Origin of the sequence: Treponema sp. UBA753 (assembly GCF_002297325.1) — a bacterium.
GTDB lineage: Bacteria > Spirochaetota > Spirochaetia > Treponematales > Treponemataceae > Treponema_D.
The window spans coordinates 1-17,696 of sequence record NZ_DBKJ01000001.1; the positions used below are offsets into that span (position 1 = coordinate 1).

Sequence of the window (17,696 nt, forward strand, 5' to 3'; positions counted from 1 at the left end):
TTCCAGACGGAAAATTCATTCTGATGCAGGAAAAACTCAAGGGGATCCTCCGTGAGCACGGCAGGAATATTCAGAAGGAGGAAAAGGCATGAGGCTCAGCGCATTTTCAAAAATCAAAAAGGAGGCACCTAAAGCTTTATAGCAATTATTTGAGCAAAAGCGAAATTGTGCGTGTCACGCATAAAAATAAAAACATAAAAGTACAGAGAGCTGCTTTGTATTATTTATAAGCAGGCTTGCTGGTCGCTTGCAAAAGTGTGGAAGTTTCACTTTCAGGAGAGACAGTCAGCAATGTTCCAACAGCGGATAAAAGCATCGTGTGGTAACGATAGGCTGCTGTTTTTTGATTTTTCCAATAGAAAAATTTTTATTGGAAAAATCTGTTTTAAGAAGGACTGAACTATGAACAAAATATACAAGATAGACGCAAGATTTTATTTTTGCCTTATTCTAGGTGTCAAAGGCATCATTGAAACATCTGGCAATGACATAATCATTGAGAAAATGAACACATATAACTTAAAACTTGCCAAGAAAAACGGCATAGATAAATATATAAAGAACTACCTTTCAGGTGAAAGGGTTTCAGTTCTTTTGAAATGCGTAGGCGCAGCTATTTTTTACAAACATTCAACAAGATATTTTGCACTGACAGAAGATGTGTACCAACTGATAAACACATATAGCGCAAGAAAACTTTTTTCAGACAAAGACAATGATATTCCGGAGCTTTTAAGCAGCAACTTAAAAAAGTTCAATCACTATGACAAGAAAGAAATTTTTGACTATTACCTTGAGGAAGGCAGCTTCTTAAATGTTGATTTTCCGAAAGAACTGAAAAACCTTAAATGGTTTATAACCCATAATGCCTCAAAGAAGGTGAAAGCTGATGCAATATAACATTTACAGTTTTTCCCAAGCAGAAATCACAAGATACAATGACAAGAACCCGGATTACGCAATAGATCCTACTGATATAATAATTTTTCAATGGTTCAAGGACTTTATAGTCGATACCGTAACAAGAAAGTCGGAAAACAAGGATTATAAAGGCATGTGGACTACAGAAATAGACGGAATTGTTTATTTCAACATACGGTATGAGGCGATAATTGACGCCTTTCCGATATTGAAATTCCAGTCGCTGAAAACAATACAGAGGCGATTCGACAAATATGTAAACGGAAAAATCCTTCTTAAAAAGACAATATCGCACGGCAAAAAAGGCCTGTTCACATATTTCAGTCTGACAGAACTTTTCAAGTCATTCTACAGCGACAGCTCAAAACCTGAGCAGAAAATAAATCCTCATAAGGAAAACACCAGCTTTGCTTCGGACAAAAATGACCAGAGCAAAGAAGGTGCTTCAGACAAAATTGTCCAAAGCAAGACCGTTGCTTCAGACAGAAATGTCCTATGCAAAAACGCTGCTTTGGACAGAAATGTCCAGAGCCTTATATATAATCCGTCTATCAATTTAAATTCGCTCACTACTTCTGGTTCTTCTAGCGGAAACGCATTTTCAGACACCTCTGAAAAAACATTTGACACAGCAAAAGCAGCAGAAGCAGATTTTTCAAAAGCAATAGAGAGGCTGTTTGGATATAATCCGAAATTCAATCCGAATCCTTATCCTGATTTTATCAGCAATATGCGAAAGTGCGGTATTTCTGAAAAGTTCATAGCAGAATATCTTGAATGGATTTATGAAATTCTCCAGAAAAAATGCAAGAATTATGACAACTTTCCGAGCTACTTTTTCAAGTCGTTCACCTCTGAATTCTATATGGCAAGATTCTCATTTGAAAAACAAAGGCAGGAAAAAATTCTTGCAGAAAAAAAGGCAAGAATGATTATATGTCCTGTATGCGGAACTTTGCATGATAAAAATGACAGGGAATGTCCGAACTCTGAGTGCAGGCTTTCAAAGGAAATGATGGAAAGCTCAAAAGATGTAGAGCACTCAAAGGCAATATTCATACTTAAAAAGCAGGACAAGCAAAAGTATCTGCAATATGAAGGAGCAATCGCAGCCGTATTTGAAAAATATCCTCTTGCAGTCCGTTTTCAAGACAAACACAAGGCTGAGGAATATCAAAAAGAGATATATATGATTGAACAAAAATACCTGAATTTATCAGTCTGTTAGGACTGTAAAAATAAAGCGTCATGGAGGAATAATATGACAGATTTGAATTCAGTTTGTCTTGGAGGCAGACTAACAAGGGACTGTGTGCTTGAAAAGACACAGAACGGAATGAGCATTGTAAGGGTGTCTATGGCTATAAACCGAAGCATGAAGAAGAAGGACACTGAAGAATGGGTTGACAAGCCTGCTTTTGTAGATTTCACGCTCTTTGGAAATTACGCAGAGTCAATGTTCAAATGGCTGAAAAAAGGCACGTACATAAACGTTGAAGGTCATCTTGACACAGACAGCTGGACTGACAAAGACGGAAAAAATCATCAGCAGCTTAAATTCGTAGCGGAGCCTGGAAAACTCAACCCGTGGGTCGGCGGTGCAAAGAAAGAAGCAGCCGCAGAGAACACGGCTCCAGCAGCGCCAAATGGCTATGACAACGTAATGGATTTTCCGCCAGATGAAAGCGGAGCAATCTGCTAAGTAAAAGGATTAAATATGAGCGAATACATGGCTATTACAATAAAAATGGAGCCTTATGAAATGGAGTATGCCTGCCATATTATAAAAAAAATAAAAGAGGCGGACAAAAACAGTGAAGACAGCATTATATTAGAGCCGTCTGAAAAACAGTTAGTTCTGTCGGTATTCAATAAGCTCATAATCTCCGGCAAAAGAAAAGCAGAAAAGCTGGAAATGCTCGGCAATGAGTTCAAAAACATCATTGATTTCGGAACCCATTGCTGACAGTCACTTTATTTGTTTCTAAGGACTATTTATGAATACAATAAAATCAATAAGGACTAACAACAACGAAGACTCATGTTCTAGGGCAAGGCAATTCATCGGAGTTCCTGTCATCGGAAAGGACGGAAAACTTCTAAACGGCGAAATAAAATACCGCTTTGAAAACGAGGAAGAAGACACTATATGCAGGTTCAGAGACGGTCTGCTTGACGGCAACATCTATGACGAAAGCGGAAACTTGCTGGAAAAAAGGCCGGCGCTTGAGTACGGATTCGGAGGAACTGAATACTGGAGAAACGGTGTTCCAGACGGATTCCCTGCAATAGTACAGAACTTCGGATATTACGAGGAAGACTGGCAGAACGGAAAAATTCAGGAAATCCGCAATGAAGTCGAAGTGGAACCAGTAGAATAAAAGTATTAATCTTGACTTTTTATGGGAGATAAAACTATGGGCAAAAAAGATTATTTTGAAAAAAATGAAAATGCAGAGGAACTTTCCTTTGAAAACTTCATGAAAAAAAACGGACACAAAATAAAAAGAACTGTAAAAATAATTCTGTTTGTAATTGCCGCTCTTGTCTTAGCCGGAAATTCATGCTCAATAGTACAGCAGAGAGAAAGAGGCATTGAGTATTTCTTCGGCAAAGTAAAAGGCGATGTGATCCAGCCTGGAATAAAATTCCACATTCCGTTCGTTTCTACGGTAAAGAAATACTCAATATCACCACGGACATTTGAGACAACTTTCTTTGTAGGAAATGACGGAGCGATAACAAAGGATATGCAGACTGTAGGAACAACAGTAAACGTAAAATATGCCTATGATGAAAACAGAATCATGGATATTGCAAAACGCTATGGCGACAGCGTTGTAAGCTCGGCAATGCAGTCAAATATAATAGCAAGCGTAAAGGAAGTTGTAGGTCAGTATTCCATCTACGAGCTTGTGGAAAAACAACCGGAAGTCACTTCAAAAGTCGCAGAATCAATGCTGTCAAGAATGAAAGACTATCCTATAAGTATCAGCCAGACAACAATCACAAACTGGAACTGGTCTGAGGATTTTGACAGACAGATAAAGGAAACCGCAAACAGAACCCAGCAGGTAAGACAGGCTGAGCAGGAAGCGAATATCGCCGCAGCAAACGCACAAAAGCTTGTAAAAGAAGCGGAAGCAAAAAAACAGGCTGCCCAGCTGGATTCAGAAGCACAACTCATAAAGGCACAGAATGAAGCCCAGGCTAAGAAAGCAGAGGCAGACGGAATTGCGTATTACAACGCAAAAGTCGCCCAGAACATGAATGTCCAGCAGCAACAGTGGAAACACGAGGAACAGATGGCATACTATGAAAAATGGGACGGAAGTCTTGTTCCGCAGTATGTGCCGCTCACGGCAGCTGGCGGCATCGTAAATTTGCCTGCAGCAAAACAATAGACAAGCTATTTCCATAGCCTTATTTCCTGTAAAGGTTTAAGGCTGTGGAAAACATAACGAAGGAAAACTATGAAAAAATCGGCATCAATCTTCATTGAACATAACGGAAAAACTCGCAAACAGCTTGATGAAAATGGAAATCCGCAGAACGGCATCCGTGTCTATGCGAAAGACTATGACAAGGGAAAGAAAACATTAATAAGGTTCAGAAACGGTTTTCTTGACGGAGATTTGTTTGACAGCAAAGGAAATTTCATCATGCAGAAACCTGCGGTTGAATCAGAAGGCCATCAGGAATACTGGAGAAAAGGAAAACTTCACAGAGACAATGGAGAGCCGGCAGTCATTTCGGAAGGATTTTCCGTAAAAGAATGGTGGCTCGACGGAGAAAGACAGGAGCATGACTAACCAAGCAAATATTGTTGAAAAGAGCAAATGAATTTCTAATATTTTTTTTGATTTTATTATTTACTTTTTTCAAATATATGATATAATCAAATCAAAAGAAAGAAGCGTATCTCTTGATATGCCGTTATAAAATATTTATGGAGGAAATAAAATGTATTACTGCCCTATACCATTCGCAGGCATTTCCGGACTTTTTACCATAGCGCTGATTGTAAGATACTGGTATATAGTTATTCCTATTGTAGTTGGTTTGCCAATAGGATTCATTCTTTTTCTTAATTGGTTAACTGATGATCCATCTCACCGAAAAGAAATGCGGGAATTAAAAAGAAAGATGAGAAGATATTATAGAGGGGAAAAATGAAAAAGATTTTTGTGTCAATTCTTGCATTGTTTTCACTTATAATTTGCAGCTGCAACTTAAACACAGATGACAAAGGCTCTCTTGTTGTAAGAAACGAATCTGAAAATGACAGTGTCTATATCTCTGCCGTCTATGCAATGGAGTCCGAAGCTTCCGGCTATCAGCTTGTCTGGACTGGAAAAATTGAAAATAATTCCAGCGAGTTCATAAAACTTGAACCAGGAAAATATGCTGTAAAAATAGAAGCGACAAACAGTTTTTATGGCGTTCTCGAAAGTAAAACTATCCATGAAACAGGTTATAACATATACAAAAAACTCGACTCAGATGGATTTATAAACGTAATTTTCGACGGTAAAGGGGTTTATTTTGAATAATAGAAAATCATTGCCTGGATATTTAGTGCTCAGCATAATTTCATTGATTATAAGTCTGTCAGCCTTGTTCTACCAAATAGGTATTTTTGATTTCAACAGATTAAATCCGCTTGCAATAAAAGATAAGATCGATGAAAACTTACCTGTTAAAAAATATATTGTCTCTTCCGAAAAAATGATTTTTATGACTGAAGGAGAAATTAAAACTGTCGATATTATTCTTGTAAATGGAACTACAGAAGAGAACAGAACCGGCTTTAGCTTTGGAATCAATGATAGCGGTCAAAAAGATGTGATAGTGATAGAATCTTCTACAACTCCAGAAAAATTGACTATAAGAGCATTGAAATCGGGCTTTACATCACTAACTGTCAAAAACAAATTTGCTGACAATTTTAATGAAGTGAGAATTTTTGTTTATGTTAAGACAGCTTCATCTCTGTCATCAGAATTATCTTAAATTATCTTTTAAATGTATTTTTTGAAAGGCTGCTGAAAAACAGTTACCGCCAGTAACAACTTTTTTCAACAGTCTTTTAGTATCATATAAGTTTAACGGCTAAAGCCTTCATATTGTCCTTTGAATCCGTAGGTTTTAACCTGCTTTTTCAAGTCCTTTTCCTCTTCTCGCCTTCTGTGTTTTTCAACCTTCCGAATATGAGTAACAAGCTCTTTCAGAGGCATTTTATAAACGACATTTGTCTTTTCATTGATGATAATCGCCCGGTTTGGAATCATATTCTGAGAAACTCTTACAATCTTGAAATCAGATTTCGGAATTACAATCTTTTTATTGTCAAAAGTTTTCATGGTCATTCCAAGAGGAATTGTGTCCCCTACTTTCACACCAGTATCCTCAATTTCTTCTCCAATTTTCATCTCATTAAAATCCTTGTTCATGTCCTGGATAATAACATTGTCTCCATTGAAGTGAAATTTCAGAACTTCCGGAGAAAGCTGCTTTTCTTTTGAAATCGCTTCAAACTCTTTCAAAAGAAGTCTTGTGTAAGAATTCTTTCCATACAACTTTTCATAGCTTTTTTTCATTTTAGCAAATCGTTCCTGATCTCTTTTGTTCAGGCTTTTGAACATCTCTTTTGCAATATAAAGAGCTTCTTCAGGATTTGAAACCTGCCTTATGCAGTGGACACGAAAATTGTGCATGAAGTTTTCAGCCGTAGTCATGCGATAATTGCCTTCGTCAAGCAGCATAGCTTTATTGTAGTCCTGATGTCCTTTAACCCAGTCCCATGTATTATCCTCAACGGTGCGCTTCATTTCCTCGAATCTTTCGCAGGCATTTATAAGCTTGTTGTATTCCTGCTCATAAATAATCAAATCCTTATTGGAGCCGTCTTTCTGTGGAATGGAAAGCACAACCTGATTCATGCTGTTATTAAGCCGGTTTTCAATAAGTTTTGCAAAAACAGCGTTTTCTATTATATCCGTCTTTCCTGTCTTTTCATTCGGATGCCCGAACTTTGGCAGCACGGTATTGACTTTGTAGGCATTTTCCCTGCTGAATCCTCTGGTAGAAATATTCTCTGCCCTATGATTGTTTTCATTCACCGACTCCCGGCTTTCAGACTGAGAGATTTCGCCAGTTTTCTTTTCATCTTTAGGAACAATTTCCCTGTTTTTTAAAAGCTCAATCTCTTTCTGCTGCTGAATGTTCTGTTTTATAAGCTCCTGATTCTGTTCAGTCAGTTTTTGAATCGCATCTTTAAACTGCTGTTTTTCAGAATAGTTCAGTTTATCTGAAACAGCATTGTCTGCGCTCTTTTCTTCTTTTAAGGCAGAAGCATTATCATAAAGCTCAAAATACTCTTCATTCCGCTCTTCACCGAGCGTATCAATGCCGTTTTCCTCATCAAGCCAATGAGATTTTCCGTCCTCGTCAATGTAGCCAGATTTCTGATTCTGTTCCGCCTCATAGTCTCTTTCCATCGCAGCTTCACTCATTCCGCCATTTGCAAGAACCGCTTCAATCCCATTGTCCACGGATTCATCCCGGGACGGACTATTCATATTTATCTCCCTGTTCTCATTAAACAAGTCCTTTACAGGAAGCGACATGAATTCTTCTATAAATAGGCGTTCATTACCAAGTTTTTCCTTTGCAAATAATCCATGCTCAGAAAAAAGATACTCATTGAATTCTTTATTCCAGTCGATGGCTCTGTCTTTAGCAATCTCGCCGTCTTCTCTTGCGATTCTTTCAAGAACTTCCTGCGTCATTTTTCCGCAAATTCTTGAGTGAACCTCACTGAGAACAAGGTCATCATTATCCGCTATGTCCGCATAGTTAGAGTCGCTTTTCACTTCCTGCCAGATATGAGTTTTCCTGAATACATCCTTGCCTTTTTCCCAAAGCTGAGGATTTGTGTTTTTCGTATACTCATCCCAAAGATGTGTGTATTCGTGAATTGCCACATCGGAGTCTGCAAAATCTGGATTGAGATAGATTTTTCCGTTGTAGGCAAATCCGTATGTCGTGCCGTCGGACACTGTATATTCAGACAAGACAGCCTTTTCTGCTCTTTGATTCTCATTTATTTTATAGCCTTGCGATTCAAGCCACCGCTTCATTTGAGTTTTATTTTCAGGCTTTACATAAAAACTGAACAAGTCGCTTGCAATTTTGTTCGGCTTGTCCTTGTAGACTCTTATATTCTGGTTGAAAATATTGAAATATTTGTCAAAATTATCCTTTGTTATCTCAAGTTTTCCACCTTCAATTTCGCCTTTGGCTATCAAGTCTGATATTGACAAAATTTTGCCTTCATCATAAGATTTGTTCCATAAAGGCAGGGACTTTTGTCCTGCGCTGGAAAGAAACTCTTCTGTTTCTTTCACCACATGGCTATATCCGTCTTTTAAGTCGAACATAGCTACTCGGCTGGCTTCCTTATCCAGATAGATAATGTCGTCAGCCGTTTTTATTTGCTTCACAAGGGCTGAAATTGTCTTGTTATGCAGGCTTGCCGCAATGTTCTGCCCATCCTTAAAAACTATGATAGACTCAACGGCTCTTTTGTGGTCGTTGTCCTGATTTATAAATGACTTTCCATATACATGGACAGGCTTGAAGCTTTCAGACTTTTCATCGAATGTTTCCTTTTCCAGAACTATGGAAAGTTTTGTCATCGTTTCATAGATTGCCCCCATAAGATTGTTTCTGTCAGGCGGACACAGACGGACAAACTGATTTCTTCCCATTTTTATAGTCTCAACAGGAGACTGGATAACGCCATCTCCAAAAATCCTTACATAATTCTCCCATGAATAAACAACATCTTTTAACGGCTCGGCAGTTTTATCCAAAGCTTCAGATAGAATGTCTCTAACCTCTTCATTTGCACGCAGGACAGAATTGTTATCTGACTGCAGTTTCTCAGACTTCTCAAAAGATTCTGTCATTCTTTGGATTAACTCATCACTATCTTTCAGTTCGGCAAGCGTGCTTTCAAATTCCGTTTTATCGCTGATAACTTCAATTCCGTCTGATTTTAATTTTGAAAGAACAAATTCTGTCGCCTTTTCCTTGCTTTCAGACTGAAAGACCGCCGCCTCTACCATTTTCATTTCCCATGGAAGCTCGTATGGAAAATCTTTAATTGCCTTATGATTTACATATTCCTTCTGAAATTCCTGCTGTTCGGGATTCCAATGTCTGGCGACTATCCATCTTGAGATACAGTCCGTCTGAACCGCAAGAGTTTTCATGTCTGTGTCATAATCATTTCTGGAAGAGGCGAACTGTCTCAATACTTTCTGCTCCTCTTCTGTTGCATATCCATAGACTTCACGGATATTTACGTCTATCAGGTTGTCAAGGAAAGCCGCATCTGTGGGAAAATCATTATCGCTTCTTATCAATTCTTCCAAAGATTCACCGCTCTGGAATCTGTAAGTGTTTACATCGGCTATATATTTTTCCGCTTTTTGGCTGAAAGAGCGTTCTTCAATGATAGATTTTGCAGCGTCGGCAAGCTCTGGATATTCAAAGGCATCTGTATACCTTGCAATCACTTCCTTATTATTGGACTTCAGCGCATCATAAAATTCATCAGCTTCCTGCACGGCATCAAGAACATTGATAGCCTCGACTTTCTGATAAGCGCTGCGGAATTTCTTGAAAATCTCAAAGCGTTCCTTCTGCTCTGCGTATCCAGGATAATCTTTTGTATAAATATCTTTGACATCTCCAAAACTCTGTAGTATATTATCTACAGAATCCAAGTAGTATGAGTCGGATGAAGTTCTGGCTTCCTTGTTGTGCACCTCAGCGAGATTAGTTCGCTGTTGTTCAGCAAGGACTTGGATTTTTTCTTTGTTTCCGTAAATCATTTTTCCCTGCTGAATCCAGTGAATCCAGTCCATGTTGTCACGGTTAAAAAGACCTCGAATATCAGAAACTTCATAACCTCTTTGTTTTTGATTAAAGAACACGCCCACAAGAAAGTTTTTTCCGTCTTTTTCAAGATTTACAATGACATTCTGGGATTTGCTCTTGTCGCCGTACTCAAATACTACCACAGGCTCTTGCAAGGCTCCAACAAGCCCCTGTATATCCATTATGTCAAAAGGATGGTTTCCCTGGGTCGCTTTCATTCTTAATCTTGCGGCCGCAAGCTCGATCCGGTGCTCAGCAGGAAAACCGCAGTTCTGCAGAATTTCGCCAGGTTTTCCAAGGTTGAAAACATGGGAATCTGGAAGCTTTCCATCGTTGAACTTCTCAAGCTCCAAGTCAAAGGAATCTTTCTTCTGCTCAATATTCTCTGAAATACTCTCATTTGCGTTGAAATCTCTTTTTTCTGCCATATCTGCCATAGTTTTATTCTCCTTGTTTGTTTCAATATTTTGATTTACTCTATCTGAATAAATTGATTCTTCTTCAATTTTTCTCTCATAGTTTTCCGAGTCATCAACGATTATTTCACCAGCTTCAAGGTCGCTGAAGATATTTCCGTTTCTGAACTGGGAAAGCTCAAACGTTCCGTCTGGATTTTTATAAAAAATGTCCTTTACTTTGCCGGTATCCTGTGCAAAGCGTTCGCATACCAAGAACTGTTTTTTTGAGTCAGGAAAAAGGACTATATTCTCTGAGCCGTAGTTGCGGCCAAGATACTTGAGCTTTTCGGACAAAGCGTATTCATTCTCAAACTCGAGGGTGCTCAAATGCTCAAAGGATGAGACGACTCCGTTTCCTGTAAGAAGAAATGCCGGAATCCAGTCCTTTTTGTTCCATGCGTTTACTGAGTCACACTGCTTTGCAAATTCCGCAAGCTCAAGCATGGACTTCATGGGTATTCCGTCCGCAGCAAAAGCAACCTGCCTGCCATATTTCGTAAGGCGGACTTTTTTTTCAATAGCGTCAATGGGCTTCAATTTGCCGTCAATAAGCGCATTCCACTGATTTGTTTCTGAAGTCCAAAGCCCATAACTGCCATGGTCAAGAATAATGTGGCCGCAAAATGAGTTGCTTCCGTCTGATTTTGCGAAAAAATTTAAAAGATAACTCGTCAAATCAATATCAGCTTCAGACGGCTCAACATAGCCCGAAGGATGATTGTGCAGAAAAACGATTTTAGAATTTGTGTCATCAGCATAGTTTTTCAGGTCATAAAGGAAACGGTTGTCAGGCTTGATTCTTGTTGATGAAGGTGTCTGCGAAGTAACCGTCTTATGGCGGATTATCTGTCCGTCCTTTATAAAAAGATAGCGTGCCGTTTCATAGTGCTTGTCCGAATAGATTTCCATAGCCCTTGAAAGCGCCTTGAAACCATCCATCGTAGGCTTTCCATTCTTATCCACATCAAACCGCTTGCCGACAATATCAAGAATTGCGGCAGGATTCTGCTCAAAAGATATTATTGCGTTAGAAACAGAATTTTCTTTTTTGCCTGTGTCGTATGATTGCAAATTTTCCATAAGCTTATCCTTCTAAGAAAGTAAAATAAAAAAGCTAATACTTCTATTCTATTTTACTCTACAATTTTAAATTTTCATCTTCCTCTTTCTTCATAGCCTTTCAAGGACTTTTCTCTCTTCTGCTCTGAAATCGGAGTTACAGCCTTGTTCAAAGCCTTCCCAAGTGAATCACCGTCTGTTGCGCCAAGGTTTTTCATGAATTGGCTTATATATTTCTTGTCATCATCAGAGAAATCTTTCATCGCAAGCTTTCCGGCTTTTAAAACGCTTTCCACAGACTTGCGCTCATTTTCTGGAAGCAAATCCTTTATTCTGCTGACATACCGTCTGCCGATATTTTCAAGCATATACTGCTCATGCGCATCATGACATTCCTTTTCTGTTACAGATATGCGGCTTTCTTTTCCATTGAGAAGATTCACTGTCGCTTTTACAGGATAGCCTGCGAATCTTTCCTCGTCTGTTCTTGCAGGAACATAGTAAGTAAGGATATTTTCCTTTCGGCTTACAGCATAGTCTGAAATTCCGTAATGCTCCATATAGATAGACTGCCGCTCTTCATCAGAGGTTGCCTGCAAAAGACTGGATGACAAACTGTTTGCATTATAAGCGTCGTTAAGGTTCTTTAACTTTTCAAGAGATTCAGGCGAATAGACATCGTATTCCAATTCTTTCGCCTTGTATGCCATTTCCATGGCGAACTCCACAATATCCTTTACCGTCTGGATTTCTCCATGCCCTGTGTAGTCCTCTGAATTATCATAAAGACAGAGATTGCCCTTTTCCTTTTCAAGATATACACGGTAATCCTCATACTCAAGATATTCGATAATGCAGCCGGCAATCTCCTCAGAAATTTCAGGCTCTGCGCTGCTGTTTCTATAGCTGTTCAGGATTTCAGCAAAATCTTTCGCATCATCTGTAGTGAAAACTTTTCCGGGCTTAGGCTCAAGGTCAAATGCTTCCCTCACTGACATATCATAGTTTTTATTAACAAAAAGGTTGAAATGGTCTGCGAGTTTTCTTTTCAGCTGAACATTATTAATAGAAGAAAGTGAATCCATTTTCATGGAACTGACTTCATTCATGTCCTTGTCGAAATGGATTAGGTAGACTGGCTGCTGCATAACGCCGTCCGCATTGAAGTCGCTCTGTATTCTCAAGATGTCAGTGTCATTCCAGACTTCAGGAAATTCTTTTCTAAGCGTGTCGGCAGAGAATTCAGAGCCAGCGGAAATATTGCAGATGAAGCGCACAGCAATGCCCAGCTCCTTGAGTTCTTTTCCTGTATAAACGGATTTTTCCGCATCCAAGAGCGCATCATAAATATTTGAGGCTACCGCATAGACATTTTTTTGTGTGAATTTGTCTACAGAATCTTTTAATTCAGAAAAGTCATATTTTTTCCCATATTCTTTTATAAGGCTGTTGCAATACCGAATACATTCAGTTTCCATTCCGATTTTTTCAGAAAGAGAAAGCATAGGATTTACAGAAAATTCCTCATCGTTTGCAATGCTTTTTTCTGCAATATCCATAACTTCCCTGCAGAACGGTGAATTGTTTTTTATTCTTTCCCATTGTTCTTCAGGCGCATTTTCAACCAGCCATTTCAAATTGTCTCCAAGATTCGCATCAGCTGCGGCGGTTTTCAAAGCTTCGTCTATGTCAGCGTCTTTTTCAATAAGATAAGACCAAACTTCTGGTTTAAAATCAGCGGTACAGAAAGCCTCTGCCAAAATATGACCAAGGAACTTTGATTCAGAATAATCTGTTGCGTATTCCCTTCTCTGCTGCCACATCTTTTTATCATACAAAAATAAATCTGTTTTTACCGTTATGAGATTTTCTTTCAATTCTTTGTCTCTGTTTATATGGAATTTATGGAAATCTCCCCAGAGATTATGCTTCTGATAGTCGTCCATGGTGATAATCCCAGCCTCTATTGAGCTTGTAATATCAATAAATATATCAGATTTTGGTTTTTCTCTATAGCCTGTAAAATTTTTGACTTCCTCAATGAATTTACCGCTGCTGTCAAAAAGATATGTACTATATAAGGAGTTCCTAACTTCTACCAAAAGATGATTTCCAGTTATATCATCAGTAAGCAATACAGAATAAGGCTGGTCAGGATTGTTCCATTTTTTTAGATTTTCTTCATCAAACTTTTGCGCTGAATCTTTCAGCTGTTCCGGCAATGTATAATCTGTTCCTGTTCTGTCTTTGAACCTGTCAATTTCAATATTTAAAGCCATTTCCGCTTCTGAAAGAATATAATCTTTCAGAAGCTCCCTGTTTTCCGGTGAGTCCACATAGCTGTAACAGCTCATAGGGTCATCGTCACTGAAAGACAGCTTGTATGAAGGAATGACCTTTATTCCATCTTTCTGCGCCTGGACAGCGGCCGCTTCATCGCTGCCAAAAACACCCATATCGTCAATGCGCTGGATTACTTCAACTCCGTCAGGAAGCTCATCAGATCCGGCTATTACATATCCCTTGCAAGCCTCTTCAAAATCCCAGCCGTTTTCCAACCCGATTTTCATCTGCTCCGAATCAGGCCGGACAAAAACAAGCGAGTCAATGCCGTTCTCAACGGAATCTTTTCCTTTCAGAAGGATTTCAAAATCATGGTTCAAAGATTCCGGTGCATTTTCAGAAAAACGCTCTACCGCCTCCAAAATATACACGCCTTTTTCAGCTGCTGAATACTTTTTTCCGTTGAACGGCTGCTTCACATCTACAGTTCGCCTTGCAATTTCAAAGGCGTTGTCCAAATTAGAATAAAGTCTTATGCTTTTTAAAGTTTCAGAAAGAGCTTTTATCATTGAGTCATGGCGAGAGATTTCTGTTTCAGAAGCGCTTTTATTTTCAGGACGCTCTTTCCAATCGCCAAGAGAATCAATCGTATTTGCCACCAGCATTTCAAGCCGGCTTGCATCAAGAACATCATAGCGGTAGCCCCTCTCGCCTTCCATGTCATGCCACAACAGCTCGCCCTTGGTGTTCTCTACAATCTCTTCCGCCCACTTTGACTCCATCTCGGACATAACGGCTTCAATGCAGTATTCAGGAATTTCAAGGCCGAGTTCAACTAAATGCTCATATAGCTTGCCAGGATAAACTTGAATATGATATTCCAGGTTTTCCTCAGCAAAGACATTCAGCTTGTTTTTGTATTCTTCAAGAGATTCTTTTTCGAGGTATGACAGGTTTTGACTTTCAAGACGTTTATCAAGTTCCAGAATTGTCTGTTCGCACAATTCTTTAGGAGAAAGCTCTTTTGATTCATTTTCTGCAGCAAGCAAAATGCGGCCGTCTGAATCCTTAAAAAGATTCTCGTTTCTCTCTCCGAAGATACGGATAATTTCGTCAGCAACATCCTGCTCTACAGTATCGCCGTTAGAGTAAAGATAATTCATCACGTCCAATGCTGTTGCATCTTGTGCTTTTTCAGATTCAGGTATTGGTCTTTCTTCTCTTTTCATTTCAAATTCTTCCATAGAGTTATATTTTTCTTCAAGACGTTCTCCGCCTTGCCAGTTTATAAACGCACCGTAATTTTCTGTAAGATCTTTTTCTATATTTTTTATCCACTTTTCAACCATTTCTTTTGACTTTTTGATGTCATTGGGCACAGGAGCCGCAAAATTAATATTGAACGAATCATTTTTTGGAGAAACCTTATCGTCGAAATACTCGGTCTCGGCATCATTTTCGTTAAAGCCGTATTTTGCCTTCAGTTCATCAAAAACTTTCCATCGATATTCTTCTTTTTTGCCGTAATCATTTTCAATCTCTTTGGGAAATGTAAATCCACATGGGAATGTAACAGAATGAGTGACAGTTATTTCTTTTTGCTCTTCGTGAATTTTTTCAGCCATTGCCTCCGAAACTTCAAACTCATCAGTTTCCATGTGATTCATATAGGCATAGGCTGTTTTATAAAGCTGCTCGTCAAGCTTGTTTCCGAATTCAAGAATTTCTTCTCTGGACTTAAAGAAAGAGCCTTCCCTTTCATTGAACTGCTCAACAGTCCTGAAATCGTCATTCTGTCCTTCATCCCACATGGCAATATCATTTGAAAGGGCTACGGCCTTGCTTGTTTCATAATCCGGATATTTTTTTTCAATTAAATCCCATTTCTTGCTTTCCTGTAGGTGAACAATGTATTCATAGTCTTTTCTTTGCTGACTGCCTTCATCAGAAACAGCGGCATGGTTTTCTGCAAATGATTTGATTATATCAAGGACTTTTATAGGTTCTTTTTCAACAGAACCTAATGCAGAAATATGCTCTACAGAGCCGTCTTTTCTTATTTTCAAGAAATCACCAGAATCACCAGGAGCTTGAGTCCAGTCTTTCCCAATATTGTCAATTATGGCAAAAACCATTTTGTCCTCAATTTGATTAGCAGGAACATTTTCAATTTTTGCAAGAAAATCTCGGATAATTTCTATGTCACGCTTTTCTCTTGAATAAGGAGGAATGACAATTTCATTTAGTTTTGCTTCTTCAATCAGCTTTTCTCTGTAAAGTTCCTTTTCTATCGAAATGTTTTTTCCACTCATTAAGTCTTTCATTGGCATAGAAAGAAAATCCCTCATTAAAACAAGGTCGTTTAATTCAATATCAAGTGTACTAAGAATTTCCTTTTTGATGTAAGACCAGGTTTCTTTATCCCAGTCAATTACAGAATTTTTTGTAAGCTCGCCATCTCGCTCAGCAATTTTTGTAAGAATTTCATCCGCCATTTTTCCGCAAATCCGTGCATGAACTTCGCTCAAAAGAAGATCGTCATTATTGGCGATGTCAGCATAATCCGGATCGCTTTTTACATCGTTCCAAAAATGAGTATTCTTGAAAATATACTTTCCTTTCTGCCAAAGTTCAGGATTTGTCCGTTGTGTATAGTTATCCCACAGGTGAGTATATTCGTGCAAAGCGACTTCTGAAGTTGCAATTTCCGGGTTTAGATAGATTTTACCTTCATAAGCAAAGCCGTAGACAAGACTGTTTTGTTTGTAAAAGAAAATTTCATTTTCATTGACATAATCAGACTTTTGCCTTATTATGAATTTAAGATGCTTTTGAAGATTTGAGACTCGCATATAGAGCGCAACCACTTCTTCAGGGGCATTTTTTATTTCCAGGTCATTCTTATAAATTAAAAAACCTTTTTTAACCCAGTCATTTACAAGAATATTTAAATTTTTTCCATAAACTGCTGTAACCCAATTTGCCTCAACTTCTTTTCTGTTTTTATTAAAATGAAAAGAAAGCATCATAGGGTTTCCTTGTTTGTCAAAAACATCATAAACACCAATTAAATAAAAATGTTCAGGATTTGCTGCATTCCCTTTGGAATTAAATATATAACGAGGATTGCTTATATTTTTGAAAACTTCTTTTACTTCTTTTTCTGTAAATTCACCTTTATGCCCATGTGTTAATCTTTCGCCATATTTTTCTTTTTCAAGAAACAGGGCTCGTGCAAGTTTTTGTTTATAAATATTTACAGGAAAATTTTCTAAGCCAAACTCTTTTAGCAAGAAAGGTGTTTCTTTAGATATATTTATGTATTTGTTGTAAACATTTACATCATTGATTGTAACTTTATCAATTTCAGAATCAAGATTTTCGTTATTTACAGAAACAAATAAATTTTCAACTTTGTTTTCTTTTTGCATTTTTTGAAGGATTTCCGCACTGTCTAAAATCCTATCAAACTCCGCCTTGTCAGAAACAATTTCGATTCCAGCAGCAGAAAGTTTTTCTTTGATAAAGTTTCTTGTACTGCCTATTGCGTCATATCTTTTTTTGAAATTTTCCGCATCATAGTCATTTACAGTTTTTTCTGAAATATCTTTCTTTTGTTCATACTCCTTTATTCTTTTTGAAATTCCGGATTTTGCCTCTTCTAAAAGCTTTATCTGCCTCTCGTCAAAGTTTTTGTGAATATCATAGTCTATGTCAGACACTATTCCATTTTCAATATGAATACAGTCAATGGAATAATTTTTAACCTGGTTTCCGTCAAAAGAAATGTTCAGACGATATTCTTTTGATTCATCTGCTTTCAAACCGAGAAGAGAATTGTCGAAATTCATGGAATAATTAGAATCTTCTGTTTCGTTTTTTCTTATATTATGGACAGAAGAAGCAAGTTCTTTTGATATTCTGTCAATTTCCTGCTGTTCACTCTTCTTCATTTCGTTCTCAAATAAATTCAAATATTCTTTCTTGGCATTTTCAGACATTTCATCTCCCATAAAAAGTCAACGA

The 17,696-nt window shown here is 38.1% G+C and carries 12 protein-coding genes; 10 read left to right on the forward strand and 2 right to left on the reverse strand.

Translation table 11 applies throughout. The features are described 5' to 3' along the window. Positions 1-402 precede the first annotated feature (402 nt). The 10 genes from B4C08_RS00005 (at position 403) to B4C08_RS00050 (ending at position 5,934) form a co-directional block, all read left to right on the forward strand. Positions 403-900 carry a hypothetical protein gene (locus tag B4C08_RS00005; protein ID WP_296662017.1) on the forward strand — a complete coding sequence of 166 codons (498 nt, stop codon included), beginning with the start codon at positions 403-405 and terminating at the stop codon, positions 898-900. Beyond that, complete coding sequence (locus B4C08_RS00010; protein ID WP_296662018.1) at positions 890-2,149, forward strand: hypothetical protein; 1,260 nt, start codon at positions 890-892, stop codon at positions 2,147-2,149. The genes B4C08_RS00005 and B4C08_RS00010 overlap by 11 nt, the downstream gene beginning before the upstream one ends. A gap of 33 nt (positions 2,150-2,182) precedes the next feature. Beyond that, complete coding sequence (locus B4C08_RS00015) at positions 2,183-2,623, forward strand: single-stranded DNA-binding protein (protein ID WP_296662019.1); 441 nt, start codon at positions 2,183-2,185, stop codon at positions 2,621-2,623. 15 nt (positions 2,624-2,638) lie between these two features. Beyond that, positions 2,639-2,887, forward strand: a complete 249-nt coding sequence (locus B4C08_RS00020; protein WP_296662020.1) for a hypothetical protein — start codon at positions 2,639-2,641, stop codon at positions 2,885-2,887. A 31-nt stretch (positions 2,888-2,918) separates the two neighbouring features. After that, complete coding sequence (locus B4C08_RS00025) at positions 2,919-3,302, forward strand: hypothetical protein (protein ID WP_296662021.1); 384 nt, start codon at positions 2,919-2,921, stop codon at positions 3,300-3,302. A 36-nt stretch (positions 3,303-3,338) separates the two neighbouring features. Continuing rightward, positions 3,339-4,325 carry a prohibitin family protein gene (locus B4C08_RS00030; protein ID WP_296662022.1) on the forward strand — a complete coding sequence of 329 codons (987 nt, stop codon included), beginning with the start codon at positions 3,339-3,341 and terminating at the stop codon, positions 4,323-4,325. Positions 4,326-4,394: 69 nt separating this feature from the next. Next, positions 4,395-4,733, forward strand: a complete 339-nt coding sequence (locus B4C08_RS00035) for a hypothetical protein (RefSeq protein ID WP_296662023.1) — start codon at positions 4,395-4,397, stop codon at positions 4,731-4,733. A 151-nt stretch (positions 4,734-4,884) separates the two neighbouring features. Further along, positions 4,885-5,097, forward strand: coding sequence for a hypothetical protein (locus B4C08_RS00040; RefSeq protein WP_296662024.1), 213 nt, complete (start codon positions 4,885-4,887; stop codon positions 5,095-5,097). Further along, positions 5,094-5,474: a hypothetical protein gene (locus tag B4C08_RS00045; RefSeq protein ID WP_296662025.1), complete on the forward strand. Its 381-nt coding sequence runs from the start codon at positions 5,094-5,096 to the stop codon at positions 5,472-5,474. Before B4C08_RS00040 ends, B4C08_RS00045 begins: the two co-directional genes overlap by 4 nt. Then, the gene (locus tag B4C08_RS00050) at positions 5,467-5,934 is read left to right on the forward strand and encodes a hypothetical protein (RefSeq protein ID WP_296662026.1); all 468 of its coding nucleotides are present in this window, start codon (positions 5,467-5,469) and stop codon (positions 5,932-5,934) included. Before B4C08_RS00045 ends, B4C08_RS00050 begins: the two co-directional genes overlap by 8 nt. Before the next feature lie 92 nt (positions 5,935-6,026). Here B4C08_RS00050 and B4C08_RS00055 read toward each other — a convergent pair whose 3' ends face one another. Together B4C08_RS00055 and B4C08_RS00060 are read right to left on the reverse strand one after the other, a co-directional pair. Beyond that, positions 6,027-11,408 (reverse strand): JAB domain-containing protein, encoded by a 5,382-nt coding sequence (locus tag B4C08_RS00055; RefSeq protein ID WP_296662027.1) that lies wholly within the window; start codon positions 11,406-11,408, stop codon positions 6,027-6,029. 74 nt (positions 11,409-11,482) lie between these two features. Next, positions 11,483-17,671: a hypothetical protein gene (locus B4C08_RS00060; RefSeq protein ID WP_296662028.1), complete on the reverse strand. Its 6,189-nt coding sequence runs from the start codon at positions 17,669-17,671 to the stop codon at positions 11,483-11,485. Between the last annotated feature and the right edge of the window lie 25 nt (positions 17,672-17,696).

Coding starts and splice junctions, on each gene's coding strand:
- B4C08_RS00040 (WP_296662024.1), top strand. CDS start 4,885: ATGTATTACTGCCCTATACCATTCGCAGGCATTTCCGGACTTTTTACC.
- B4C08_RS00005 (WP_296662017.1), top strand. CDS start 403: ATGAACAAAATATACAAGATAGACGCAAGATTTTATTTTTGCCTTATT.
- B4C08_RS00035 (WP_296662023.1), top strand. CDS start 4,395: ATGAAAAAATCGGCATCAATCTTCATTGAACATAACGGAAAAACTCGC.
- B4C08_RS00020 (WP_296662020.1), top strand. CDS start 2,639: ATGAGCGAATACATGGCTATTACAATAAAAATGGAGCCTTATGAAATG.
- B4C08_RS00025 (WP_296662021.1), top strand. CDS start 2,919: ATGAATACAATAAAATCAATAAGGACTAACAACAACGAAGACTCATGT.
- B4C08_RS00045 (WP_296662025.1), top strand. CDS start 5,094: ATGAAAAAGATTTTTGTGTCAATTCTTGCATTGTTTTCACTTATAATT.
- B4C08_RS00030 (WP_296662022.1), top strand. CDS start 3,339: ATGGGCAAAAAAGATTATTTTGAAAAAAATGAAAATGCAGAGGAACTT.
- B4C08_RS00010 (WP_296662018.1), top strand. CDS start 890: ATGCAATATAACATTTACAGTTTTTCCCAAGCAGAAATCACAAGATAC.
- B4C08_RS00015 (WP_296662019.1), top strand. CDS start 2,183: ATGACAGATTTGAATTCAGTTTGTCTTGGAGGCAGACTAACAAGGGAC.
- B4C08_RS00055 (WP_296662027.1), bottom strand. CDS start 11,408: ATGGAAAATTTGCAATCATACGACACAGGCAAAAAAGAAAATTCTGTT.
- B4C08_RS00060 (WP_296662028.1), bottom strand. CDS start 17,671: ATGTCTGAAAATGCCAAGAAAGAATATTTGAATTTATTTGAGAACGAA.